The sequence below is a fragment of the Kaistia defluvii genome (assembly GCF_040548815.1).
GTDB lineage: Bacteria > Pseudomonadota > Alphaproteobacteria > Rhizobiales > Kaistiaceae > Kaistia > Kaistia defluvii_A.
Map to the genome: position 1 here is coordinate 1378400 of NZ_JBEPSM010000001.1, position 25263 is coordinate 1403662.

The window sequence follows — 25263 nt, forward strand, 5'->3', positions numbered from 1 at the left end:
GCCATGACCAATCCGACGCACGACGCAGAGCCGGCGGAAGGCGCCACCGCCTCCGACATCATCGACGCGAAGATCCGCGACCTCGCCGACTGGCGCGGCGAGACGCTGGCGCAGGTCCGCCGGCTGATCCGCGACGCCGACCCGGATGTCGTGGAGGAAGTGAAATGGCGCGGCGTGCCCGTCTGGTCGCATGACGGCATAATCTGCACCGGCGAGACCTACAAATCCGCCGTCAAGCTGACCTTCGCCAACGGCGCCGCGCTGGGCGACCCGTCCGGCCTGTTCAATGCGAGCCTCGAGGGTAATACCCGCCGCGCCATCGACCTCCACGAGGGCGAGGCGATCGACGCGGCGGCGTTCCAGGCGCTGATCCGCGCGGCGATCGCGCGGAACCAGGCCAAGGCCAGAAAGCCCCGGAAACCGAGCGCCGGCTGACCCGGCCCCCCGCCCGCTATCCCCGCCTCGCGAACGAACCCGAAAACGGTGGTTGCCCGCGCCCGCGCCGCCGATCATGATCCTCTCCCGATCGTGTGGAATCGCAGAGAAAACAATATGTCGGAAGCAACGCTCCATCCTCTCGCCGGCAAGCCGGTTCCCCGCTCGGCCCTCACCAACATTCCGCGGCTGATGACCGCCTATTTCGCGCTGACGCCGGACCCGGCGATCGCGACCCAGAAGGTGGCGTTCGGCACGTCGGGCCATCGCGGCTCGGCCTTCGCTAGCGCTTTCAACGAATGGCACATCCTGGCGATCACCCAGGCCGTCTGCCTCTATCGCCAGCATGCCGGCATCACCGGCCCGCTCTTCATCGGCATGGATACCCACGCCCTCTCCGAAGCCGCCCTCACCTCGGCGATCGAGGTGCTGGCCGCCAATGGCGTCGAGACCATGGTCGACGAGCATCTCGGCTATACCCCGACGCCCGTCATCTCGCATGCCATCCTCACCTACAACAAAGGCCGCACCGAAGGCCTCGCCGACGGCATCGTGATCAGCCCGTCGCACAATCCGCCCGATGATGGCGGCTTCAAGTACAACCCGACCAATGGCGGCCCGGCCGATGTCGACGTCACCGGCTGGATCGGCAAGGCGGCCAACGAGTTCCTGGCGACCAAACTCGCCGGCGTGAAGCGCATGCCCTTCGCCCACGCCCGCAAGGAAGCCTGCATCCGCTCGTACGATTACATCACCCCCTATGTCGCCGATCTCGCCTCCGTCATCGACATGGAAGCCATTCGCGCCGCGGGTGTAAAAATCGGCATCGACCCGCTCGGTGGCGCCGCCGTGCGCTACTGGGAGCCGATGATCGAGCGTTTCAAGCTCGACGCCACCGTCGTCAACGACGTCGTCGACCCGACCTTCGCCTTCATGACGGCGGACTGGGACGGCAAGATCCGCATGGACTGCTCCTCGCCCTACGCCATGGCGCCGCTGATCGCGCTCGCCGCAAAATTCGACATTGCCTTCGCCAACGATACCGACGCCGACCGCCACGGCATCGTCACGCCGTCGGGCGGGCTGATGAACCCCAACCAGTTCCTGGCCGCCTCGATCGCCTATCTCTGCCGCCACCGGCCGGAATGGAGCGAAGCGAGCGCCTTCGGCAAGACGGCCGTCTCCAGCGGCATGATCGATCGCGTCGTCGCCAAGATGGGCCGCAAGCTGGTCGAGGTGCCGGTCGGCTTCAAATGGTTCAGCGCCGGGATGATCGACGGCTCGCTCGCCTTTGGCGGCGAGGAAAGCGCCGGCGCCTCGTTCCTGCGCCGCGACGGCTCTGTCTGGACCACCGACAAGGACGGCCTGATCATGGGCCTGCTGGCGGCCGAGATCACCGCCACCACCGGCCAGGACCCCAACCAGCTCTACCAGTCGGTCACGTCGGATCTCGGCAAATCCTATTATGCGCGCATCGACGCCCCGGCGACGGTGGAGCAGAAGGCGATCCTGGGAAAACTCGACCCGTCCAAGATCGACGCGGCCGAGCTCGCCGGCGAGCCGGTGACGGCGCGCCTCACCCGCGCGCCGGGCAACGACGCCTCGATCGGCGGCATCAAGGTGGTGACCGAAAACGGCTGGTTCGCCGCCCGCCCCTCCGGCACGGAAGAAGTCTACAAGATCTACGCGGAGAGCTTTTTAAGCGCCGAGCACCTGGCCCAGATCCAGTCGGACGCAAGGGCCGTGGTGGCGAAGGTGTTTGCGGGGGGATGAGCTTTGGTTCAACCCGGCGCAGATACTAGCCAAAATTCTATCGGCACTTTGACCCGCTCGCCAATATTGAGAGTTGCACAATCTCCAAGCCGATGCCCATGAGGTTGTACGCAATTCTAAATAAGCGATAGTAGTCCCGAAGTCGTTTCGCGAAAGGGAACGCCGAGATGCGTTGGGACGAATATAGCTTAGGTGATGATCAACCGAAACAGAATCCGTGGCGGGAAGACAAACTTGGCTACGCTCCATTCGCCCGGCGATTGGCGGATGTTATAATTAACATGGCGGCCCCCAATGGCTTCGTGATTGGTATTCATGGGAAATGGGGAAGTGGAAAGACCACAGCTATCAACTTCGTTCTTTCCCACATCGATAAGCACAACCAAGAAATAGAAGGTAATTCCAGAAAAGTCGAATGCATTGAATTCCGCCCATGGATCGTGTCTGGCCAACACGATCTAATTGCAGCATTCTTCAAAATTCTGTCAGAAAATCTTGGACCGTCCGAAGGCCGCCTTAAGAGATCAATTAGGAGCAGAGTGCGATTTCTATATAGGGCGCGAGATCCACTCATCGATGCGGCTGCAACACTGGCGATTGCTGCTGACCCAAGTTTTGGAGCGGTCACCGGCATTGCGGGTGGGCTAGCAAAAACATCCCTTCCGCAGTTACTTAGCCGATATCTTGAGGAGCCTTCTCTCCAGAAAGCTTATCAAGATCTTAGAGAACAACTCCTGGCGAGCGGACGAAAATTTGTCGTTACGATCGACGATATTGATCGACTAGACAACGACGAGATCAGATCAGTCATGCAGATGGTCAAGACCATCGGCCGACTGCCCAATGTCATTTACATCCTGTCGTATGATCGAGACATTGTATCCGTCGCAATCGATGCAGACGTGAAAGAGCCGTCCCCAAGGTTCACTGAAAAGATAGTCCAGCAGGAGGTCGCGCTACCTCAACCATCAAGGGGCGCGTTGCTAGGAATACTGGATCGAGAAATTAGCTTCCTGCTAAAAAGAATCGAAGGTTCCACGCGCTGGCACTCCCTCCTTAGCAATGGCGTTCATCGCTGGGTTAGAAGTCCGCGCGATGTCCTTCGCCTAGCGAACGCACTCAAATTCTCTTGGCCAGCGCTGCGAGAAGAGTTCGACGGAGCAGATCTTGTCGCGATAGAAGGGATTCGGCTATTCGAACCACGAATGTTTGACTGGATTCGAACAAATCGAGACTTCTTCTTTAACGAGGGGGAGTTTTTTATCGCTAACGATGAGCAAAGAAAGTCACACGTCCGAAATATTCGAGAACTACTATCCGATAATTCCTCTTCTGCGAGTCTCGAGCTGCTCGCCACATTATTTCCGCTACACGCTAAGTGGTTTCTCGAAAATAGCTATTCGATTGGCGAGACAAATATCTCCGTTCAAAATCGCCGGGGTCTAGCCAGCGAAGCCGGATACGACGGCTATTTCGCGCTCCATCCTTCTGCTGACGCGATCCCGAAGGCCGTACTTGATGATATTATTGCCAACTTCGACAGCGAGGCGGAGGCGTCCAGAGTACTAAAATCCTATCTTAACAAAATAAATAGCCTCGGCAAGCCAATGATCGGCTTGCTTTTGCGAGATCTTCGCCTTCGACTCAATGAAAACAACCCCGTAAAGGTTTTGGGCTTTCTCAAGGCGTTAGTCTCCATCGGAGATGACGTCTTTAGAATTCCTTGGAGCGGCGAGATGCTTTCAGTCGAACCCAACCTGACTCTGCAATTTTTGGTCACGGACATTTTAGCGGCGCTGAATAAGAATGACGTTGAGCGCACTCTGTTGGAATTATTCTCCTCCGCTGGCTCAGTGCTAACACTGTCAGCCATCTATGTTTTGCGAGGGCGAGAATTGGGCGTATTCCCAACCGACAGCCCAAGGGAAGCGATAATCGACCAAGATACGTTTGACGCATTAGGGAGTATTCTCTTGAAAAAAATACTCAAAGCGAAGCAGGACGACTCCCTCGGCAACTATCCGATCTTCTGGCCTATAATTGTTTCTTGGAAGCATTTAGGTGACATTGACGATATTCGCTACTGGATTCAGCAAGGCGTCGAGCGCAGCGGAACATTCACGGCTAACCTTTTGCTGGGGATGGTATACAGAAGCTCGAGCCAGGAAGGTGTCGAATATACATTTAAGGCGGCAGAAAATACTGACGTGATTAATCTTAGCTTTTTACATAACAAAATTAAGATGCATCTCGCAGAAAAAAAGACATTGACGCCTGATCAGATTATACTGCTGAACGCGGCTGTTCGAGACATGGAGAAACTCGGATTCACCAACTAGACCGGATCGCCATTTTCCAGTTAGGCTGAATCAAGCCAACTGCCTCGTCGGAGACGAACTAACGAGCTTTTACTTGGTAGTGCAGATTTGCGCATGGCGCTATCGTTGCAAACCTGCTTATCGCAGACGCTAAGTATAGCCGTGGCGCTATCCTAAGACGACGGAAATCGCCACTAGAGCGGCGCCAAGGCGCCGCCCCTTTCCCCAAAAATCCCTACTCCATAAACACCGGCGTGCCGTCCGGCTCGGCCTTCAGCTTGGCGGCGGCGGCGCAGAAGTCTGCTTTGTCGCCATGGGCTTCGGCGATGAACAGGCCGTAGCGGGCGCCGAAGGCGACGAGGATGGCGGTCTTGCGTTCCTCGGCCTGCTCGTCGGTCAGTTCCTTGTCGCCGCTGGCAATCACGTCGCCGATCGCCTTGCCGAACGTTTCCTTGGCGAGGCCGTGGCCTTCGCAGACGCGGACCGCCGCCGCCTGGAAGGCGAGGTTGTTCAGCGCCGCGAACTGGGCATCGGCGAGGATGGCGCCCTCGGTCTCCAGGAAATCGGCCCAGGCTCCGTCGACGCGGTCATTGTCGGCGTCGGGCGCGGGCGCGGTGGCGCCGGCCGGCGGCGCCGGGGCGATGTTCGCCGTCTGCGCCCAGGCGGGGGCGGCGGCGAAAAGGGCGGCGAGCGCGGTGGCGGCGAGCGCGCCGCGGATCGCGCGGGCGGGCCGGAAGCTATGTGCGAGCATGGTGTTCCCCTCAGCGGCCATAAACGCGCCAGGTCCAGTTGCCACTATAGGCGCCGCCATTGTTGTAGCAGGCGCGCTGTTCGGGATAGCAGATGATGCCGCCGGCGGGCGAGAACGGCGCCGGCGGGCGATAGGCGGGCGGCGGCGGCGCGCCATAGATCTCGCGGTTGCGGTTGGCGCTGTCGGCGATGGCAGCCCCCACGGCGACGCCGGCGATGCCGCCCAGGATGGCGGCGGTGTTGCGGCCGTCCTTGGCGTGGCTGGGCGCCCCCTGCGCGATCAGCAGCGCCGGCGCCAGCACCGCGACGGCGGCCAGTCTTCGAATCAATCTTTGCATGGCAGTCCCCTGTGCACTCCCGGTTGCATTGAACAGGCCCGCCCCGCGCCGGTCAATTGACGCGCGGCGCATTCGCAACCGGAGATGGGAGGCGGCCGGGCCGGCGGGGGATGCGGCACGCCGCGTCCGCCTTCAACCGGCGCGGGAGGCACCCGCCGCGCCACCTGTTTCCCTTGGGTCATCCGGTGTATGCTCGGCGGCGTGGTCGATGGACTGCATCGCATGACGAGGGAGGCCGGCCTTCGAGCAAAAGCCGGCTCAGGTGGTCAACATGCACTCCGGCCGGTGGACCTTTCCGCTTCGCATGCCCGCGGGCCTTGCCGGCTACCAGCCGGCCTGGCTGTCGCGTGATCTCTCGGCCGGGCTCGCGGTCGCGGCCGTCGGCCTGCCCAGCGCCATCGCCTATCCCGCCATTGCCGGCCTGCCGCCGCAGACCGGGCTCTATGCGAGCATCGCGCCGCTCGCTGCCTATGCGCTGTTCGGCCCGTCGAAAAACCTGATCGTCGGGCCTGATGCCGCGACCATGACCGTGCTGGCGGCGACGCTCGCGGCCGTCACGGCCAGCGTGCCGGATGTCGGCGCGGGCGAGCGGGTGGCGATTGCGGCGATGCTGGCGCTCGGCGTCGGGCTGCTCTGCCTGCTCGCCTGGCTGTTCCGGCTCGGCGTGCTGGCGAGCTTCCTGTCGCGGCCGATCCTGACCGGCTTCTTCATCGGCATCTCGTTCTCGATCCTGATCGGCCAGATCAGCCGCGTCACCGGGGTCAAGGTCGATTCCGAGGGCCTGCTGCGGCCGTTGATCGACCTGCTGCGCAAGGCCAATCTGATCCATTGGCCGTCGCTGATCCTGGCGCTTTGCATGTTCGCGCTGCTGCAGATCGTGCGGATCACGAAGTTCCCCGTGCCGGGGCCGGTGCTGGTGGTGGTGCTGTCGGTGCTGCTTTCGGCGGTGTTCGGCTTCGAGGCGCGCGGCATCGCCATCGTCGGCGACATTCCGGCCGGCCTGCCCCACCTCACCCTGCCCCGCTTCGCCGGCCTGCCGCTGCAGACGCTGGCGCTGGGCTCGGCGGCGATCTTCCTGGTCAGCTATGGCGCCGGCATCATCACCGCGCGCAGCTTCGGCGCCCGCTCGGGCGAGACGGTCGACCCCAACCGCGAGCTGATCGGCTTCGGCGCCGCCAACCTCGCCGCCGGCCTGTTCGGCGCCTTCCCCGTCTCGGCGTCGGATTCGCGCACCGCCGTTAACCTCGCCGTCGGCGGCCGCTCGCAGCTGACCAGCCTGGTCGCCGCGCTGACGCTGGTGGCGACGCTGCTGTTCCTCGGTCCGGCGCTGCGCATCATCCCGCTCCCGGCGCTGGGCGCCATCCTCGCCGCCACGGCGCTCAACATGATCGACATCGGCGCCATGCGGCAGATCTGGCGCATCAGCCCGATGGAATTCGTGTTCGCGCTGATCGCGATGTGGGGGCCGATCGGCCTCGGCGTGCTCAACGGCGTCGTCATCGCCATCGGCGCGACGCTCGCCTATGTGCTGCGCAAGCTGATGTTCCCGCGAGACGCCATGCTGGGCCGGATCGCCGATCACGAGGGCTTCTACAAGCTGCACCGGAGCCCGGAGGCGCGCGCCGTGCCGGGCTTCGCGGTCTGCCTGATCCAGGGCAGCCTGCTGTTCTTCAACACCGATTATATCGCGACGCGCCTGCGCGCCATCGCCGCCGGCCTGCCGGCTGGCACGCGCTGGCTGGTGCTCGACGCCAGCGCGGTCGCGCAGATCGACAGCTCGGCGGCGGAGATGCTCGGCGAGGTCTGCGAGGAACTGCGCCAGCGCGACATCCGGCTCGGCCTCGCCGATTTGCACGCCGAGGCGCGCGACATGCTCGAGCGCGCCGGCATCATCGACATCGTCGGCGCCGACATGATCTTCGACATCCTCGAGGACGCGTATCAGGCGTTCGAGGCGAGGCGCTGATCGCTCCACAACGGTGCGCAGCAGGAGGTGGGAATGAGCAAGGACAAGAAGGCCAAGCAGGCCAAGCAGGCATCAGCCCCGCATGGCTCGGGATCGGTCGTCGCCGAGGCAGCGCCGGACGGCCAGGGCAGGAGCTATGCCAGCGAGCTGGCGCGGCTGCAGGTGGAACTCGCCCATCTCCAGTCCTGGGTGAAAAAGTCCGGCGCCCGCATCGTCATCGTCTTCGAGGGGCGCGACGCGGCCGGCAAGGGCGGCGTGATCAAGCGCCTCACCGAGCGGGTGAGCCCCAGGGTCTTCCGCGTCGTCGCTCTGCCCGCGCCGAACGACCGCGAGAAGACCCAGATCTACATGCAGCGCTATGTCCAGCATCTGCCGGCCGGCGGCGAGGTCGTGATCTTCGACCGCTCCTGGTACAACCGCCCCGGCGTCGAGCGCGTCATGGGCTTCTGCAGCGAGGAGAAGGCCCGCCGCTTCCTCGAACTGACGCCGCGCTTCGAGGCCGCCATGATCGAGAGCGGCATCACCCTGCTCAAATATTTCCTTGATGTCTCCGAGGAAGAGCAGGAGCGCCGCTTCCGCCAGCGCGTCAAGGACCCGCTGCGGCAATGGAAACTGAGCCCGATGGATATCGAATCCTACAATCGCTGGTGGGAATATAGCCGCGCCTATGACGAGATGATCAGCGCCACCGATACGCGCCACGCGCCCTGGTGGATCGTGCCGTCCAACGACAAGAAGCGCGCGCGGATCAACTGCATCGCCCACATATTGAGCCAGATTCCCTACGAGCACGTGCCCTTCGACATCCCGAAATTCGGCAAGCGGCAGAAGCGCCCGTCCGATTTCACCGAGGACCCTGCGCCGCGCAACATCGTCCCGGACATTCTGGGCTGAACTCCTTTTTGGCGCGAGCGGGATGTCGGTTCGCGCGCGCCGGTCCGCGCCCGAGCGTCGCCGCGTCCCGCGGGACCATTCATCCGGCCCAAAGGCATGCGCGCCGACGGCCCGTCCCGGTAGGACTGCGCAGACTCCGCCTCGCTGGGCGCGAACCACCGGTTCCCGAAAGGCCTCCCTCAGGCTCGGCTCCCGGGTTCCCCAGGGGCGTCTATACCAAAGGATAAGTGCCTGGCCCTGCGTGTATAATTTTCGCGAAGCCCGCCGGCTGTCAGATTTCCCCTCGAGCCAACGCACCGGGCTTGGCAGCCATCGCCAACGAGGCGCCGACGGAATACCCGCCGGTCCCGGCCGCGATATCGAACAGCAGGAAGGGAATACATTATGAAAATTCTGACCGACAAGATGCTCTCGCAGTCCGCCTTCAGCCACGAACTCGACATTCCCTTCGACCAGATCGACATTGCCGACTGGCTCTTCAATCTGCCCGAGGCCGAGTATCAGCGCTGCTGCCCGCCCGATCATATCGCCGCCGGCACCACCTCCACCGACGATGGTCGCAAGATGTCGATCAATGTCGAGATGATCGGCACCAGCCTGGTCGTCCAGCACTATGTCGCCGACGAGGCGACGCCGTCCTATTGCCGCATGAACTCGATCTCCGATGTGTTCCCTCCCACCGGCGGACGGACGCAGGTCAATGTCATCTGGGAACTGATCGCCGAGCCGATCGAGGGCAACCGCACCCGCTACACCAACAAGGTCACCTGTCACCCGACGGACGTCTTCATGACCTTCATCGCGGAACACGGCCAGACCTTCGAGCAGGCCGCAGCCGCGCGCCAGGCCGCAGGCGGCGACCACAACAGCCGCGAGACGCCGCTTTTCGCGGAAAGCATCGCCCGCACGTCGCGCGCCAAGGCTGCTTCCAAGTAAGGCCGCCCGCCCTGGGTCCATTCGGGGAGGCGGTTGTCCTCCGCCTCTCCATGGCCTGCTCCCGGCGGGTCGCCCTACTGGACCTCGCTCTTCCAGCTCAGGAAGAAGCCGACATCGCCGGGCATGCCGTTTGGAAAATTGATGATCATGGCGCTGAGCCGGAAACCCTGCGGCTTGGCGTATTGGAGATAGCGTTCATAGAACTGCCGGGCCTTGCCCTGCAGCGTCTCGGGCCAGTCCGGGTCGGCGCTGTTGATCGCCCGCCCGCTATCGGTGCAGAGCATGGAGGGGAAGGTGTAGACCATCGCCTCGTACTTGCCGTTCTTGACCGCGTTCATCGCCACCCGGCGCACGCTGGCGATCTCCTCGTCGCTGACCTGGTCGCGCAGGAAGCTTTCGGTGAACTGGTTGAGCGCCTCGTTCTGCGACGACCGATGCGCCTGTTCCTTGGCGACCTCCTTCATCCGCTCTTCCAGAATGGCCTTCCGCAACGACTCGGCACTCGGCGGCGGCGCATTGACATCGACGTCCTTGATTTCGGCCATGTCTTCCTCCTGAAAAATTTGCCGGCGAAAGAAGTGCGCGGGTGCGTTTGGCTAGCCCTTGTCCGCGCCCTCTGGCAGGCCGTCGCAGGGATCGAAACGGCAACGGAAATGCCGCTAGAAAGCGCGCTGCGGCCTGGTTCCTGTCCTACGTTCCCATTATACGACGCCACCTTCCGCATGGGAAGGTTTCAGCGGGAGAGAGCGGCGCTCGACGGATGCCCGATTTCACGACGCATTGGGACCGAGACCGGCTTTGGAGGCGATTTTAGTAAAGTGCGTCTCGGACGAGGAAAGCGAGGCAGCCACATTGCTTTACAGTCGAGCGGCAGTTACCGACGCCATTGTGGTCGTTCAGCAATGTTTGCTCGCAAGCCGAAACCTGCCGTTCGAAAGGCATCCGGATTTCGGCTAGAACTGGTCGATACCTGCCTGTCCGGTTCACAGTACAGAGATTGTTCAAGCCGACTCTGGAGCGCACGAAGGATGCGGTCGGCGGCGGCTATTTGCGCAAGAGCCCGTTCAAATGTTTGAACGCCGCCTCGAATCGATCCTTCGTCTCGTTGGACACCTTCGGCCAAAGCGTGGCCAACTGCTCGGTGAAGTAGCGCGCGGGCCTGTAGTGGCCGAACGAACCAGACTTCATGGGGTGGTCGGCAAGCCAGGCATCAATCGCCCGAAGCGTGCGCGGTACATTCTGGTTGAGCTTCGCGAGCGTGATCTTCGAAGTAAGCTGCTTGCCATACTCGCCATTGACCAACTCTATGTAAAACGACCGGTCGAACATATCTTCCACATCGGCCTCAGCGGTGCCAGTGAAGTCCGCGTAGGTCGATACCTGTTTCTTGGTGAGTAGGTTCTTCTTATACAGGTCTTCGATGAGCTGCTTGTCGCTGTTTTGAATGTCCAGCAGCGTGGCCACGTTGACCCCCTTCTGCGAGCCAAGGAGCGCCACGAACGTGGGCACTTTCCCGCTGCCGCCGACGGGCGTGATGACCCATTGCTCAGACAACCCTTCGCGGCCCTCGCGCTCCATTTGAGCCGACACCGACCGTAGATAGAGCATGTCGGCGACGCCCTCGACGATGAGCGAGTTCGGCCCAACGAAAAGCGTCTGCTGGATCTCGTAGCCGAGTGCGCCCTGCAAGGGGAACAAGCTATCGTCGGTCGCGTCGAACACATCGGCCAGCACCTTGGTTCCATCTTCATCCTTGGGAAGTGCCTCGGGTGCGTCGATGCCTAGATCCTGCACGATCCGGACCCGCTCGAACTTGGTCGGGTCGATCATGAACGGCGAGTGCGTGGTGTACAGAAGCTGGTGGCCCGACAGCTCGGCGTCGAAGTAGCGCAGCAAGTCGGCCTGCGCGCGACCGTGCAGCGACAGCCCAGGCTCGTCCAATAGCAAAATGACGTTCTGCCCTTGGCGTTTCACGTCCTCGTACCATGCAAGGAATGAGAAGAACCACACGAAGCCCCGCGAGCGGTTGCTCAATGGCGTGGTAGCCCAGTGCACGGAGTCGTAGACCTCGCCCCATACGTTAACCCCTTGCTGCATTCCCTCAGGGTCTCCAGCTTTGGCGTCACGAACATCGAACCGCATCTGTATGTGCCTGTTCTGCGACCAGTATTTGACGATACGTTGCGTCAAATGGTTCCCGGCACCTTGCAGCTTGTTCTTCAGCTCGACGGTGTTGTTGGTGGCCACGAGTTTGCGGTGGTCGAGACGCGCGAGGTTTATGAGGCCGATGAGCGGGTAGTCCGAGTCGAGGAGCTTGTCGTCTTCCTCGCGCGCGATCAGGGAGTTGAGGTTGGCCTGCCCCTCCATTTGATAGTACTCATCAAAGTACAGGAATTTCGGCGCGCGGGGCCAGATGAGAGAGAAGAATATATAAGAGCGCAGACCGTTTTCGCGCACCTTCGTCACAAGATTCTTGAGCGCAAGAACTGCTTCCGTGGCTTCCGACGCATCGAGCTCTGCGCCGAAATCATCCCACGTTTTGGCCGCTGAAAGTTTTGTCCTCAGATCATCAGGAAGTGCTGGATTCGCCGATAGGTGCTTACGAGCACCTGATTCACTCACGCTCAGGAAAGCCCTGCTGTTCGACTTCCCATAGTAGGTTTCTCGCCTGAACGTCTTGTCAGTGAACGCTTCGGGGCCAAAAACATCTTCAATTACCCTGAAGTCGGCCGTCTCCATCTCGTAGGTGCATTCGACCACGACGGCTTTTTCGCGCTCACCATTCTCGACGGCGAAGCGGTAGTCCTCGACCTCCCGCTTCGGGTAGTCGTAGGTCTCGTCAAACACAGCATCGGCCTTGCGGATCGGGTTCGTGCGGTAGAGCGCGGTGAGAACCGTGGTCTTTCCCGCCTCGTTCTTGCCCACGAAGCAGGTGGTTTGATTATCAACTTCAATCTGCCCGCTGTCCCAGATGCTGCGGAACTCACGGACCCGGTACTGCTTCAGCTTCATTTCAAGCCCCACCCTGTTGCTTCAGTACGCGTTGGTTCCCCGAGAAATGTATGAAGGAACAGAAGCCGAACGGCAAGACATCGTATCCGCTGCCTTTCGATCAAACATGTCGAAAGACCAGATGGGAACTCAAGCCGACCAAAGCGGTGACGCTTATAGAGTATTTCGCGGACTGCAGCCCTCAACAGGCGCTATACCTCGAAGAACCCCCGCTCATTGGAAATTGCGGTTAGCACAGACATGCAGACGTGCAGCACATCGTGTTTCTCTCCATCCGGTGTAGCTACCACAACAGTCTCGCCTGCGTCAGAATGCGTCGTGACATCGGAATAGTAAGACCCGCTGTCAAACGCCGCCCCCTTCCCTCTGACCAGGTGCTCAGCACGCAACCCAACTAGTTCGGATTTCGGGTGGCGTGTAAGCTCTACGTGCTTGCCGGCGTTGGCAATTGCCCGGATCGTGTGGAAGGCTGGGACCTTCGCTGCAATTTCCTCCGCGACGTCGTGCGGCTTTCCGCTTCGGACGTGCGCCACTACATCAGCAAAGTGGTACAGAATTATGCAGGCAGAAATGGCAAGGTCGTAGGCGGTCGGCTCCGCCTCGAAACGACGGCAGAGTGGCGCCGCGAGTTCGTCCATGTATACTTGCGGGTTCGAGAATGCCATGACGATTATACTCTAATCGATCCAAATATTCCACGAAGCATTATTCCATTTGCCTTTGCAGTCCAACCAAAAGCTTTATCACATGTCCCACCTGCCGCGAACCTGCAGTCTTCGGCCATAGAACGGCCGCTGTGTCAGTCCCGCCGCCCATAAACAGCCAGGACGCTTCCCACCCCTACTCGGCCCTTCTCGCTCAGAGCGCCAACGGTAACTGTTGAGGAAAAGTGCAATTGGCGAAGACTGCCGGAAATGGAGCGCAAAGCCAGGGGACAGGGGCCAAGCTCCTCGCTTCCCCCAAAAAATTCAAAAGCAAGGCCCGGAGTGCGCGCGGAGTCTCCGGGGCCTACCTAGGGAGCATGATCCATGCGAAGGATGATGCCCATGGCCCACGCCCTGCACCCAGACGTCCCTGCCCCCGCCGAGGCCGCCGCGCCCGCTGATGCGCTTGCGCCAGTCGAGCGCGATCCGCGCTGGCGGGCGGTGCTGGCGCGCGATCGCGCCTTCGACGGCGCGTTCGTTTTCGCGGTCCGAACCACCGGAATCTATTGCCGGCCCTCCTGCCCTTCCCGCCACGCCAGGCCGGAGAATGTCCGCTTCTTCAACGCCTGCGAGGACGCGGAGGCGGCAGGCTTCCGCGCCTGCCGGCGCTGCACGCCCAACGCCGCGTCGCTGGCCGAGCAGCATGCCGAAATCGTGGCCGGCGCCTGCCGGATCCTGGAGGAGGCCGAGACGGAGCCGTCGCTCGCCAAGCTCGCCGGCGCGGTCGGCCTCAGTCCTTTCCATTTTCACCGCATCTTCAAGGCGTTGACCGGGGTGACGCCCAAGGCCTATGCGGCGGCGCACCGCTCGTCGCGCGCGCGAAACCAACTGGCGGGCGGGGCCGGCAGCGTCACCGAGGCGATTTATGATGCCGGCTTCCAGTCGAGCGGCCGCTTCTATGCGACCTCGAACGCCGTGCTCGGCATGACGCCAACAGCGTTCCGGGCCGGCGGCGCCGACACGCGGATCCACTTCGCGATCGGGCAATGTTCGCTCGGCGCCATCCTGGTCGCCCGCAGTTCCAGGGGTATCTGCGCCATCACGCTGGGCGACGACCCCGAGCCGCTGGCGCGCGAGCTGCAGGACCGGTTTCCCAAGGCCGAGTTGATCGGCGGCGACGCCGAATTCGAAAGGCTGGTGGCGCAGGTGGTCGGCTTCGTCGAGGCGCCGAAACTCGGGCTCGACCTGCCGCTCGACGTGCGCGGCACCGCCTTCCAGCAGCGGGTCTGGCAGGCGCTGCGCGAGATCCCGCCCGGCGAGACGGCGAGCTATGCCGACATTGCCCGCCGCATCGGCGCGCCCAAGGCGGTGCGGGCGGTGGCCGGCGCCTGTGCCGCCAATGCCATCGCGGTGGCGATCCCCTGCCACCGCGTAGTGCGGAATGACGGCGCGCTGTCGGGCTATCGCTGGGGCGTCGAGCGCAAGCGGGCGCTGCTGGACAAGGAAGCGTGCGGATGAACGCCGACCCGCGCCCGGCCGGCTTCGGGACGACTGCGGCAAGCGGCGGCGCGATCCGCCTGTCGCTCGAGGTCATCCCGACGCCGATCGGCGACATGCTGCTGGTCGCCGACAGAGAGGGTTTTCTGCGCGCGGCGGATTTCGCCGATTGCGAAGATCGGCTGGCGCGGCTGCTCGATCGCCGGCTGGGTCGGGGCGGCTATGCGCTGACGCGGGAAGCGGTCCCGGCTGCCATCGCCGCGAGCCTGCGGGATTATTTCGCCGGCGCCCTCGCCGCCCTGGATGCGATCGCGGTTCGATCCGGCGGCACCCCGTTCCAGCAGACGGTCTGGCAGGCTCTGCGCACCATCCCGCCCGGCAGCCCCCTCAACTATGGCCGGCTGGCCGAACGGCTGGGGCGGCCGCAATCGGCGCGGGCGGTCGGCCACGCCAATGGCGCCAATCCGTGGTGCGTCATCATCCCCTGCCACCGGCTCGTCGGGGCCGATGGCGGCTTGACCGGCTATAGCGGCGGGACAGCGCGCAAGCGCTGGCTGCTCGACCACGAGGCCCGGCACACGGCTTCAGCCTGACGCGCGTCCGGCGATGCCGGCGAGGAAACTTCGCAGCAAGGGATCGAGCGCCGCCTGCTCGTCGGGTGACAGCAGCGCGATCAGCCGCTTCTGCGTCGCGACATGCGCCGTCACCGCCGCTTCGATCGTCGCGAGGCCCTTTGGGGTTAACAGGACGCTAACACTGCGGCGGTCATCGGGGTTGTGCGACCGCGCCACCAGCCCCGCCTTTTCGAGCTGGTCGATCCGGTTGGTCAGCGTGCCAGAGGTGATCATCATCGTCGAAAGCAGGTCGCCCGGCGACAGGCTATAGGGCGCGCCGGAGCGGCGCAGCGTCGCCAGCACGTCGAAACTCGCGCCGGTCAGGCCATATTCGACGAAGGTCTTGTCCATCTCGCGCGTCAGAAAGTGCACGATTCGGCCAAGACGGCCGATCAGCCCCATCGGCCCGAAATCGAGATCGGGCCGCTCGCGGTTCCATTGCGCCAGGATTTCGTCGACAGCGTCCATGCCCGCATCGTCCCATCGAAGATATCTTGACGTCAAGACATATCTGGGTATCTTGATGTCAAGATAAATTACCGAGGCTCGCGCCATGCACCGCAATCTCGACCTCCTGCTGACGGCGATCGCCCCGGCGATCTGGGGCAGCACCTATCTGGTGACCACGGAGCTGTTGCCCGCCGGCTACCCGCTGACGGTGTCCGTGTTGCGCGCCCTGCCGGCCGGAATCCTGCTTTTGCTGGTGGTGCGCAAGCTGCCGCATGGCGTCTGGTGGGGACGAGTGCTGGTGCTGGGGGCGCTCAATTTCTCGATCTTCTGGGCGATGCTGTTCGTCTCGGCCTATCGCCTGCCGGGCGGCGTCGCGGCGACGGTCGGCGCGATCCAGCCGCTGGTGGTGATCCTGCTGGCGCGGGCGCTGCTCGGCACGGCGGTGCGCGTCGCGGCCATTCTGGCGGCGATCGTGGGCATTGGCGGCGTCGCGCTGCTGATCCTGACGCCGCAGGCGAGCCTCGATCCAGTGGGTGTCGCGGCGGGCCTCGCCGGGGCGCTCTCCATGGCCTGCGGCAGCGTGCTGACGCGGCTCTGGCAACCGCCGGTATCGCCCCTCACCTTCACCGCGTGGCAACTGACCGCCGGCGGCATCCTGTTGCTGCCGCTAGCCTATTGGCTGGAGCCAGCGCTCCCCCCGCTCACAGGCGCCAACATTGTCGGCTTCGTCTATCTCGGCCTCATCGGCGCGGCGCTGACCTATACGCTGTGGTTCCGCGGCATTGAGAGGCTCGGCCCCGCCACGGTATCGCCGCTCGGCTTCCTGAGCCCGCTGACGGCCGTGATCCTCGGCTGGTGGTGGCTCGACCAGACGCTGAGCCCCGCCCAGTGGCTCGGCATGGTCGCCGTGCTCGGCAGCATCTGGTTTGGCCAGCGGGCGCAGCAGACGCCGCCCAAGACGCTCGCCCCGGCCAAGGGTTAAAATCGAGCGCGAGGCTCGGGTCTGGACGAGAAACCGGCTTCGTCGGATGATCGCCGCATGATTCAGCTGAAGCGCATCTACGAGCCCGTCAGTCCGGAAGATGGCTTCCGGGTGCTCGTCGACCGGCTCTGGCCGCGCGGCGTCTCCAAGGCGCGCGCCGCGGTCGATTTCTGGGCGCGCGATGTCGCGCCCTCGACCGAACTGCGCCAGTGGTTTCATCACGAGGCGGCCAATTGGGACGAATTCGTCCTCCGCTACCGCCAGGAACTGGCCGCCAATCCCGAGGCTGTGTCCGCGCTGCGGGAAAAATGCGCCGGCCAAGTCACTACGCTGCTCTACGGGGCCAAGGATGAGGCGCACAATCAGGCGGTCGTGCTGAAGGAAGTGCTGCAATCCGGAAATTCGGCACCTGGCGTAGCCTAGTTCCACCGTCCCCCATCGACAGCCATGACAAAATGCGCTGGTGTCGCACGCGGCGCGGCATTATCGGAACCGCGCCCTTCGTCTTCGCCATCGCCGCCCACGCACACCGTCTGGGGGATCTCGCTACCCATGCCGCAAAAGCGCAGGCCGATCTGGTCCAGCAATGTCGCGCTCCTGGCGGCCGCGCTTGGCGGACTCGCGGCCGGACTGATGCTCTATTTCGTCGGCGGCCGGGGATCGGCATCGTTTGTCTGGGGCTTCGCCACCCTCCCCGTCCTTCTCAGCCTGCTGGTCCAGATCGTCACCTCGCTCCGACGCGGGGATGCGGGGCTGGACATCATCGCGGCGCTTTCGATGTCGGCGGCTCTGATCTTCCGCGAGCCGCTCGCCGCCAATGTCGTGGCGCTGATGTATGCGGGTGGGCAGTTTCTCGAGAACTACGCCGAGCGACGCGCGCGATTGGAGATGACGGCCCTGCTTGGCCGGGTCGCGCGAACCGCGATGCTGCACACGGCAGACGGATTGCGCGAGGTCGACATCGACTCGATCAAGCCGGGCGACCGGCTTCTGATCCGCAAGGGCGAGGTCCTGCCCGTCGATGGCCGCATCGCCTCCGCAAGTGCCCAGATCGACACGTCGGCCCTGACGGGCGAATCCATGCCGGTCAGGCTATCGGCCGATGACGAAGCGCTGAGCGGCATGATGGGGATCGGCTCTTCCTTCGATCTGATCGCGACCCGACCGGCGGCGGAAAGCGCTTATGCGGGCATCGTCCGCCTCGTCGAGGCGGCGCAGCAATCCAAGGCGCCGGCCGTGCGCATGGCCGATCGCTATGCGCTCTGGTTCCTCGCCCTGACGCTGCTTCTGGCGGGTGGCGCATGGATCTGGAGCGGCGATCCGATCCGGGCGCTCGCCGTGCTGGTGGTGGCGACACCCTGCCCGCTGATCCTCGCCGTTCCGGTAGCGATCATCGCCGGCATATCGCGCGCCGCCAAGCTGGGCGTGCTGGTCAAGGGCGGGGATGCTCTGGAAGCGCTGGGCCGCGCCCGCGTCGCCGTGCTCGACAAGACGGGAACGCTGACCCATGGCCACGCGGAACTGACCGACACCTGGGTCGCGCCGACCTTCGACGCCAATGAGGTACTGCGGCTGGCGGCCTCGCTCGACCAGGCGTCAACCCATGTCATGGCGCAGGCGCTGATCCAGGCGGCGCACGCCCGCTCGCTTCAGCTTTCGACGCCGACCGAGGTCGACGAGATGGCCGGCGCGGGGCTTTCCGGCGTCGTGGACGGCCGCCGGGTCGCGGTCGGTGGCAGCGCCTTCGCCAAGTCTCACATCACCCTCCCGCCTAACCGGGTGACGCCGCGCTTTCCGAGCAGCACCGCGACGATCGACGTCGTCGTCGACGGCACGCTGGCGGGCATTCTCGTGCTTTCTGACCCGCTCCGCACCGATGCCGCATCGGTCATCGATCGACTACGCAAGGCCGGCATCGACCGCATCGTGCTCGCCACCGGCGACCGCGCCGCGGTCGCCCGACCGATCGTGGACCAGATGCGTCTCGACGAACTGCGCTCCGATCTGTCACCGCAGGCGAAGGTCGATGTCGTGCTGGCCGCCCGCGCGGCCGGCCCCGTCATGATGGTGGGCGATGGCGTCAACGATGCGCCGGCTCTTGCCGTCGCCGATGTCGGCGTCGCCATGGGCGCACGCGGCGCGGCGGCTTCGTCGGAATCCGCCGATGTCGTGCTGCTGGTCGATCGGCTCGACCGCCTGGCCGACGCGATCGGCATATCGCATCGCTCGGCAAAAATTGCCCTGCAGAGCGTGGTCGTTGGCCTCGGGCTGTCGATCCTCGCCATGATCGCCGCCGCGCTCGGCTACCTGCCGCCGCTGCAGGGCGCGCTGCTGCAGGAGGCGATCGACGTCGCCGTGATCCTGAATGCCTTGCGCGCGCTGCGAGGATAACCGCGCAAAGCTCTGACCGGATTCGCTTTTGTCGGCGCCAGGGCCTCGCCATGCCGGAGATCTCTCCCCGGCATGTCTGATTGGAAAGGAGACGCTATTCGGCGGCTTCAGCGAAGCGTGCGCGCAGCTGCCGGGCGGCGGCGACCATGTTGATCAACGCCGGACGGACCTCCTCCCACTTGCGGGTCTTCAGCCCGCAATCCGGATTGACCCAGATCTGCCCGGCCCGGAGCCGTTCGGCCGCCTTGCCGAGCAGGTCGGTCATTTCGGCCACGGCCGGGACGCGCGGCGAATGGATGTCATAGACGCCCGGGCCGATGTCGTTCGGGTAATTGTCGCCGACAAAGGCTTCGAGCAGTTCCATCTTCGAGCGCGAGGTCTCGATCGAGATCACGTCGGCATCCATCGCCGCGATGGCGTCGAGGATGTCGTTGAACTCGGAGTAACACATGTGGGTGTGGATCTGCGTCCGGTCGGCAACGCCCGAGGCGCAGAGCCGGAAGCTCTCCACGGCCCAGTCGAGATAGGAGCTCCACTCGCCACGCCGCAGCGGCAACCCCTCGCGAAGCGCCGCCTCGTCGATCTGGATCATCCGCGCGCCGGCTTTTTCGAGATCCAGCACCTCGTCGCGGATGGCGAGCGCGATCTGCCGGCAGGCGACGCTGCGCGGAACATCATCGCGCACGAACGACCAGTTGAGGATCGTCACCGGCCCCGTGAGCATGCCCTTCATCGGCTTGTCCGTGACCGACTGGGCATAGGCCCACCAGGCGACGGTCATTGGCTTTGGCCGCGAGACGTCGCCGAACAGGATGGGCGGGCGGACATAGCGGGAGCCATAGCTCTGCACCCAGCCCGCTTTGGTGAAGGCGAAGCCGCAAAGCTGCTCGCCGAAATACTGCACCATGTCGTTGCGCTCGAATTCGCCATGCACCAGCACGTCGAGCCCGATCTCTTCCTGCCAGCGGATCGCGGCTTCCGTCTCCTGCCGCAGGAACGCCTCATAGGCAGCCTCGTCCAGCGCGCCCTTGGCATGCGCCGCACGCGCCTTGCGCACCTCTGACGTCTGCGGGAACGAACCGATCGTCGTCGTCGGGAAGGAAGGCAGGTCCAGCACCGCCTGCTGCAGCTTGCGCCGCTCGGCAAACGGGCTGGTACGGCGGGCGTGCTCGGCCGTGACGGCGGCGGAACGCGCAGCCACCGCCGCATCATGCACGCGGGGCGACGACGCGCGCGTGCTGGCTGCCAGCACCGAGGCGGCGATCTCCGGCGTCACGCTCTGCCGGCCTCCGGCAAGCGCGCGTCCGAGCGTCGCCAACTCGTCCATCTTCTGGACCGAGAAGGCCAGCCAGCTCTTCAGTTCGGCGTCGAGTTCCGCTTCGAGCTCCAGATCGATCGGCACATGCAGCAGCGAGCAGGAAGACGCGATCTGGATATGGTCCAAGCCGCGGCGCGCGACTACCGGCTCTAGCCGGTCGAGCAGGGTGGCAAGATTGGCGCGCCAGATGTTGCGGCCATCGATGACGCCGAGCGACAGCACAAGCCCGCGCGGCGCCTTGGCCAGCACGGCGTCCAGCTGCTCCGGGGCGCGGACGAGATCCAGATGCAGGCCCGCCACCGGCAGTTCCAGTGCCGTATCGAGATTGTCGCCGAGCGCACCGAAATAGGGCGTCAGCATCAGTTTCAGCTTCGGCAGCGCATAGGCGAACATGCCGTAGGCGACACGAAGCGCCTGCCGCGTCTTGTCGTCGAGGTCGAGCACCAGGCAGGGCTCGTCGATCTGCACCCAGTCGGCGCCGTTTGCCGCCAACCGGCGCAGCATCTCGACATAGACCGGCAGCAGGCCGGGCAGCAGCGACAGCGGATCGAGCGAGGCGTCCTTGCTCTTGCCGAGCTTGAGATAGCTCACCGGTCCGAGCAGCACCGGACGGGTCTCATAGCCGAGCGCCTTCGCCTCCAGATATTCGTCGAGCGGCTTGATCGAGGCGAGGCTGAAGCGCTGACCGGCCGTGAATTCCGGCACCATGTAGTGATAGTTGGTGTCGAACCATTTCGTCATTTCCAGCGCCGGCACGCCCTGGGCGGCGCCGTGGTGAGAATGGCCGCAATCCGCATGTCCGGCATCGCCCTGGCTGCCGCGCGCCATGGCGAAATAGATGTCGAGCGGCACGGGACCGCCGGGCCAGCCATAGATTTCCGGGATCGCGCCGACCATGACGCTGGTATCGAGCACATGGTCGTAGAGCGAGAAATCGTTCGAAGGGATGACGGTGACGCCATGGGCGTGCTGGCGCGCCCAGTTGGCGGCACGCAGTGCAGCGGCGCTGGCGAGCAGGTCGTCGGCGTTCGACAGGCCGGACCAGTAACTTTCCAGCGCGGTCTTGAGCTCGCGGCGCAGACCGATCCGCGGCGTGCCGAGCGTGGCAACGGGAAGAGAAGAGAAAGACATCGGCTTACCCCAATTGTTTGGGGGCAAAGGCCGAGCGGACGCATGCGTGAGGTCCCGGCGTCGGAACGGCGGGCGCAAGCGCACCACCGGGACACCCCGCCCAGGGACGTTATGATGTCGCGGCAGGTCTCCTGGCTCGCGGGTCGCCGCCCCGGTCCGGCCTTCCCGAAGCGATCGCTTCAGTGACACGAATTGGACCCGGGCTCGCCGCTCACAGTTGCGGGGGCAGCTCCGGTATTGCCTCGGACGAGACGCACCGGATTCCCTCTTAGCCCTGGCGCCGCGCAAACGGCCCAGGGAACCACGACGAACCACTCCTAGGGACAGCGCTGTGGTCCGTCAAGTCGGATATAAAGATATCCTTATATCCGCATAGACTTCGGCTATTGGAAGGCCGCCTCATAGGCTTCCGGCTTGAAGCCGATCAGCAGTCGACCGTCGCCGAGATCGGCGATCGGGCGCTTGATCATCGAGGGCTGCGCCTGCATCAGGCCGATCGCCTTGTCCGCGTCGAGATCCTGCTTGTCCGCGTCGGCGAGCTTGCGGAAGGTGGTACCGGCCCGGTTCAGCACGGTTTCCCAGCCGAGCTCGCCGACCCAGCGGTCGAGATGCGCCCGGTCGATTCCGGTCGCCTTGTAGTCGTGGAACGCGTAGGAAACGCCTTTCGCATCAAGCCACTGCCGGGCTTTCTTCATCGTGTCGCAGTTCTTGATGCCGTAGATGGTAACCGTCACGCCGTCTCTCCTGTCGATCTCAGCGGCGGCGGAACAGGCCGCCGATTCCCTCCGCGGATCATAACGGGCTGCGCGCGGCGCGGGCACATCCGCGTGCCAGAAAGCCCCGTCACCCAGGGCATGCGGCCATGCGCCCTGTCCGGTGCGATTGACCTGCAGATGGCACGCCGAATATAGCTTCGGTTGCATTATCATTAACGTGGATTCACCCTTGACTGTTCAAAGGCTTCCGGCCGCCGGCCTGACCGCCGCTCCGCGCTCGATGCCCGATGGACAGGGCCGGGGGCTCCGCCGTCGCACGTCCCTGCCCCGATTGGCGCTGTTGCTCGCGCTGACGACGGCGCTGGGTGGCTGTGTCGTCGTCGGACCGGACTACCAGAAGCCCAACCTTTCGCTGCCGACGAAATGGGGCAGCGGCACCGCCTCCAAGCCGTCCAAGCCGCCGGAACTCTCGCAATGGTGGCGGCGGCTGGGCGACCCCATGCTCGACGAACTGGTCAACGAGGCCGTCGCCGGCAATCTCGACGTCGCCAGCGCCAAGGCCAGCATCCGCGAAGCGCGCGCCAGCTACCGCCAGACGGTCGGCGCCCTGTTTCCCTCCGCCAATGGCTCGGCCGGCGCCGATCGCGGCAAGAGCGGCGGTTATGTCTCGAACCAGTTCCAGGCCGGGCTCGACGCCAGCTGGGAGCTCGACCTGTTCGGCGGCAACAAGCGCGCGGTCGAGGCGGCCCGCTACGGCATGGATGCGGCTGAGGAAGAGCTGCGCGCCACGCTGCTGACGCTGATCGGCGACGTCGCCACCAACTATGTCTCGGCGCGCGGCTATCAGGCACGCATCACGCTCGCCAAGCGCACTGCCGCCTCGCAGCGGGAGACGGCGGCGATCACCCGCAACAAGTTCGAGGCCGGCGGCGCCACGGCCGCCGATGTCGCGACCGCCGAGGGCCAGGCCAGCAGCACCGAGGCCGGCATTCCGTCGCTCGAAGCCGCCTATGCCGAAACCGTGCATCGGCTCTCCGTCCTGACCGGCCGCGCGCCGAGCGCGCTCGTCGACCGCATGAAGGCACCGAAGCCGGTTCCCGCCCCTCGCCTGCCGATCCCGACCGGCATCCCGGCCGATGTGCTGACGGCCCGGCCGGACGTCCGCCTTGCCGAAGCGCAATATGCCAGCGCCACGGCGAAGATCGGCCAGGCGGAAGCGGCGCGCTATCCCAGCGCCAGCCTCACCGGAAACATCGGCACCAGCGGCGCCAAGCTCGGCGACCTCGGCAAGGGCTCGTCGATCAGTTGGTCCTTCGGCCCCAGCCTGACCGTGCCGATCTTCAATGCCGGACAGTTGAAGGCCGCCGTCGAGGTGACCCAGGCGCAGCGCGACCAGAGCTTCATCGCCTATCAGGCGGCCGTGCTCTCCGCGCTGGAAGACGTGGAGAACGCCATTGTCGCGCTGGCGCAGGAGCGCATCCGCTCCGGCAAGCTCGCCTCCGCGGCGCGCTCCTATGCCGAGGCCAACCGCCTCGCCAGCACGCTGTTCCAGGCCGGCTCGTCGAGTTTCCTCGACGTGCTCACTGCCGAGCGCTCGCTCTATTCGGCGTCGGACGCGCGGATCGAGAGCCGGGTCGCCATCGCTACGGACTATATCGCGCTCAACAAGGCGCTGGGCGGCGGCTGGGACGGCGCGATCGACAGTTCGCGGCCGGTCATCGTCGACAAGCGGACGGGCCCCCATCTTGCCCGGCCCTAGTCCACACCGCGCCGCCGCCCTTTCCGACGACACCGCCCAACCGACGTCGTGCGCCGACCGATCGCGCACCCGGTCCCGGCGTCTCCCACAACCTGTTCGAAAGCCGTCCGCATGAGCCCGAAATCCCCGCGACGAAAGTCCCGCATCTCCCTCCTGGTCGTTGCGCTGATCGTGCTGGCGGGCGTCGGCTATTTCTTCCGGTCCAGTTTCACGGGCCCCGAGGCACCGCCGATGATGACCGCGATCGTCTCCACCGGCGCCGTCGAGGAAACCGTTCTGGCGACCGGCACGCTGAAGCCGTCGAAGCTGGTTGCCGTCGGCGCGCAGGTTTCCGGCCGGGTCACATCGCTCAAGGTCGAGCTGGGCCAGCAGGTCAAGAAGGGCGACCTGATCGCCGAGATCGACTCGGTGACGCAGGAAAACGCGCTCCGCACCGCCAAAGCCGCGCTTGCCAACATCCGCGCGCAACGTGTCGAGAAGGAAGCCTCGCTGCGGCTGGCCGAGCAGACGCTAGCACGGCAGAAGTCCATGCTGGCGCAGAAGGCCGTCTCGCAGGCCGATTTCGAGACCGCCGAGGCCAACGTCAAGACGACACGCGCCCAGATCGAAGCGCTCGACGCCAGCATCATCGAGTCGGAAGTCGCCGTTTCGACCGCCGAGGCTAATCTCGGCTACACGCAGATCACCGCGCCGATCGATGGCACCGTATTGTCCGTCGTCACGCAGGAAGGCCAGACGGTCAACGCCGCGCAGTCGGCGCCGACCATCGTCATCATGGGCCAGCTCGACGTGATGACGGTTCGTGCCGAAATCTCCGAGGCCGACATCGTCCGCGTGAAGGCGGGCCAGCCGATCTATTTTACCATCCTGAGCGATCCCGAGCGGCGCTACGAGGCGACCCTCGCCTCGATCGAGCCGGCGCCTGAATCTATCCGCAACGACAGCAGCTTCAGCACGTCGGCCACCACGAGTTCGTCCTCCGCGACGTCGTCGGCGATCTATTACAATGGCATCTTCAACGTCCCGAACGAGGATGGCCGGCTCCGCACCTACATGACTGCGGAGGTGCACATCGTGCTCGGCCGCGCCGACGACGCCCTGATCGTGCCGGCCGTGGCGCTTGGGCCCCGCAACGCCGATGGCAGCTATACGGTGCGGGTCGTCGAGGGCGACAAGATCTCGCCCCGCAAAGTCGAAATCGGCCTGAACGACAAGGTGATCGCCGAAGTCCGCTCCGGCCTGCAGAAGGGCGACAAGGTCGTGACGGGCGAGGGATCGGCCACGGCGCGCGCCCCGGGCGGACGCCGGATGGGCGGCCCGCCCATGGGGTTCTGAGCCG

General features: G+C 64.4%; 21 protein-coding genes and 1 riboswitch. Of the genes, 13 read left to right on the forward strand and 8 right to left on the reverse strand.

The features are described 5' to 3' along the window. Nucleotides 1–3 precede the first annotated feature (3 nt). From ABIE08_RS06480 to ABIE08_RS06490, 3 genes are all read left to right on the forward strand, one after another. Entirely contained in the window at nt 4–435 is a 432-nt protein-coding gene (locus tag ABIE08_RS06480; RefSeq protein WP_354549612.1) for a DUF1801 domain-containing protein, read from the forward strand. 117 nt (nt 436–552) lie between these two features. Beyond that, nucleotides 553–2208: a phosphoglucomutase (alpha-D-glucose-1,6-bisphosphate-dependent) gene (pgm, locus tag ABIE08_RS06485; RefSeq protein ID WP_354549613.1), complete on the forward strand. Its 1656-nt coding sequence runs from the start codon at nt 553–555 to the stop codon at nt 2206–2208. A gap of 167 nt (nt 2209–2375) precedes the next feature. Further along, nucleotides 2376–4547: a KAP family P-loop NTPase fold protein gene (locus tag ABIE08_RS06490; RefSeq protein WP_354549615.1), complete on the forward strand. Its 2172-nt coding sequence runs from the start codon at nt 2376–2378 to the stop codon at nt 4545–4547. A gap of 214 nt (nt 4548–4761) precedes the next feature. On the opposite strand, the gene ABIE08_RS06495 is transcribed toward ABIE08_RS06490, so the two are convergent. Continuing rightward, nucleotides 4762–5277 carry a hypothetical protein gene (locus ABIE08_RS06495; RefSeq protein WP_354549617.1) on the reverse strand — a complete coding sequence of 172 codons (516 nt, stop codon included), beginning with the start codon at nt 5275–5277 and terminating at the stop codon, nt 4762–4764. 10 nt (nt 5278–5287) lie between these two features. Continuing rightward, nucleotides 5288–5614, reverse strand: coding sequence for a hypothetical protein (locus tag ABIE08_RS06500; RefSeq protein ID WP_354549619.1), 327 nt, complete (start codon nt 5612–5614; stop codon nt 5288–5290). A 304-nt stretch (nt 5615–5918) separates the two neighbouring features. Between ABIE08_RS06500 and ABIE08_RS06505 the strand changes: the two genes are divergently transcribed. The 3 genes from ABIE08_RS06505 to ABIE08_RS06515 all read left to right on the forward strand — a co-directional run bounded on the left by ABIE08_RS06505 (nt 5919) and on the right by ABIE08_RS06515 (nt 9410). Beyond that, nucleotides 5919–7580, forward strand: coding sequence for a SulP family inorganic anion transporter (locus tag ABIE08_RS06505; protein ID WP_354549621.1), 1662 nt, complete (start codon nt 5919–5921; stop codon nt 7578–7580). A 33-nt stretch (nt 7581–7613) separates the two neighbouring features. Next, entirely contained in the window at nt 7614–8474 is an 861-nt protein-coding gene (gene ppk2, locus ABIE08_RS06510; RefSeq protein WP_354549623.1) for a polyphosphate kinase 2, read from the forward strand. A 384-nt stretch (nt 8475–8858) separates the two neighbouring features. Beyond that, nucleotides 8859–9410 carry a hypothetical protein gene (locus ABIE08_RS06515; RefSeq protein ID WP_354549624.1) on the forward strand — a complete coding sequence of 184 codons (552 nt, stop codon included), beginning with the start codon at nt 8859–8861 and terminating at the stop codon, nt 9408–9410. Nucleotides 9411–9484: 74 nt separating this feature from the next. Here the strand turns inward: ABIE08_RS06515 and ABIE08_RS06520 are convergent, their stop codons facing one another. The 3 genes from ABIE08_RS06520 to ABIE08_RS06530 all read right to left on the reverse strand — a co-directional run bounded on the left by ABIE08_RS06520 (nt 9485) and on the right by ABIE08_RS06530 (nt 13087). Then, nucleotides 9485–9955 (reverse strand): histidine kinase, encoded by a 471-nt coding sequence (locus ABIE08_RS06520; RefSeq protein ID WP_354549626.1) that lies wholly within the window; start codon nt 9953–9955, stop codon nt 9485–9487. Between the two features lie 499 nt (nt 9956–10454). After that, the gene (locus ABIE08_RS06525; RefSeq protein ID WP_354549628.1) at nt 10455–12422 is read right to left on the reverse strand and encodes an ATP-dependent nuclease; all 1968 of its coding nucleotides are present in this window, start codon (nt 12420–12422) and stop codon (nt 10455–10457) included. Nucleotides 12423–12613: 191 nt separating this feature from the next. Next, nucleotides 12614–13087, reverse strand: coding sequence for a hypothetical protein (locus tag ABIE08_RS06530; protein ID WP_354549630.1), 474 nt, complete (start codon nt 13085–13087; stop codon nt 12614–12616). A 381-nt stretch (nt 13088–13468) separates the two neighbouring features. On the opposite strand from ABIE08_RS06530, the gene ada reads away from it, so the two are divergent. Together ada and ABIE08_RS06540 are read left to right on the forward strand one after the other, a co-directional pair. Then, nucleotides 13469–14584, forward strand: coding sequence for a bifunctional DNA-binding transcriptional regulator/O6-methylguanine-DNA methyltransferase Ada (gene ada, locus ABIE08_RS06535; protein ID WP_354549632.1), 1116 nt, complete (start codon nt 13469–13471; stop codon nt 14582–14584). Then, nucleotides 14581–15156, forward strand: coding sequence for a methylated-DNA--[protein]-cysteine S-methyltransferase (locus ABIE08_RS06540; RefSeq protein ID WP_436409506.1), 576 nt, complete (start codon nt 14581–14583; stop codon nt 15154–15156). The genes ada and ABIE08_RS06540 overlap by 4 nt, the downstream gene beginning before the upstream one ends. Here the strand turns inward: ABIE08_RS06540 and ABIE08_RS06545 are convergent. Further along, nucleotides 15148–15645, reverse strand: a complete 498-nt coding sequence (locus ABIE08_RS06545; protein WP_354549634.1) for a MarR family winged helix-turn-helix transcriptional regulator — start codon at nt 15643–15645, stop codon at nt 15148–15150. The two genes, ABIE08_RS06540 and ABIE08_RS06545, sit on opposite strands and share 9 nt — an antisense overlap. A gap of 85 nt (nt 15646–15730) precedes the next feature. Between ABIE08_RS06545 and ABIE08_RS06550 the strand changes: the two genes are divergently transcribed. From ABIE08_RS06550 to ABIE08_RS06560, 3 genes are all read left to right on the forward strand, one after another. Further along, nucleotides 15731–16609 (forward strand): EamA family transporter, encoded by an 879-nt coding sequence (locus ABIE08_RS06550; protein ID WP_354549636.1) that lies wholly within the window; start codon nt 15731–15733, stop codon nt 16607–16609. Between the two features lie 57 nt (nt 16610–16666). Beyond that, nucleotides 16667–17032, forward strand: coding sequence for a DUF488 domain-containing protein (locus ABIE08_RS06555; RefSeq protein ID WP_354549638.1), 366 nt, complete (start codon nt 16667–16669; stop codon nt 17030–17032). 129 nt (nt 17033–17161) lie between these two features. After that, on the forward strand, nt 17162–19000 hold the full coding sequence (locus tag ABIE08_RS06560; protein WP_354549640.1) for a heavy metal translocating P-type ATPase: 1839 nt from the start codon (nt 17162–17164) through the stop codon (nt 18998–19000). A gap of 94 nt (nt 19001–19094) precedes the next feature. On the opposite strand, the gene metE is transcribed toward ABIE08_RS06560, so the two are convergent. Beyond that, nucleotides 19095–21449, reverse strand: a complete 2355-nt coding sequence (gene metE / locus ABIE08_RS06565; RefSeq protein ID WP_354549642.1) for a 5-methyltetrahydropteroyltriglutamate--homocysteine S-methyltransferase — start codon at nt 21447–21449, stop codon at nt 19095–19097. Between the two features lie 104 nt (nt 21450–21553). After that, nucleotides 21554–21770: riboswitch (cobalamin riboswitch) on the reverse strand. Between the two features lie 62 nt (nt 21771–21832). Continuing rightward, on the reverse strand, nt 21833–22183 hold the full coding sequence (locus ABIE08_RS06570) for an ArsC family reductase (protein WP_354549644.1): 351 nt from the start codon (nt 22181–22183) through the stop codon (nt 21833–21835). 262 nt (nt 22184–22445) lie between these two features. On the opposite strand from ABIE08_RS06570, the gene ABIE08_RS06575 reads away from it, so the two are divergent. Together ABIE08_RS06575 and ABIE08_RS06580 are read left to right on the forward strand one after the other, a co-directional pair. Continuing rightward, nucleotides 22446–23924 (forward strand): efflux transporter outer membrane subunit, encoded by a 1479-nt coding sequence (locus ABIE08_RS06575; RefSeq protein WP_354551602.1) that lies wholly within the window; start codon nt 22446–22448, stop codon nt 23922–23924. A gap of 111 nt (nt 23925–24035) precedes the next feature. Then, nucleotides 24036–25259, forward strand: a complete 1224-nt coding sequence (locus ABIE08_RS06580) for an efflux RND transporter periplasmic adaptor subunit (protein WP_354549646.1) — start codon at nt 24036–24038, stop codon at nt 25257–25259. The last annotated feature ends 4 nt before the right edge of the window (nt 25260–25263 follow it).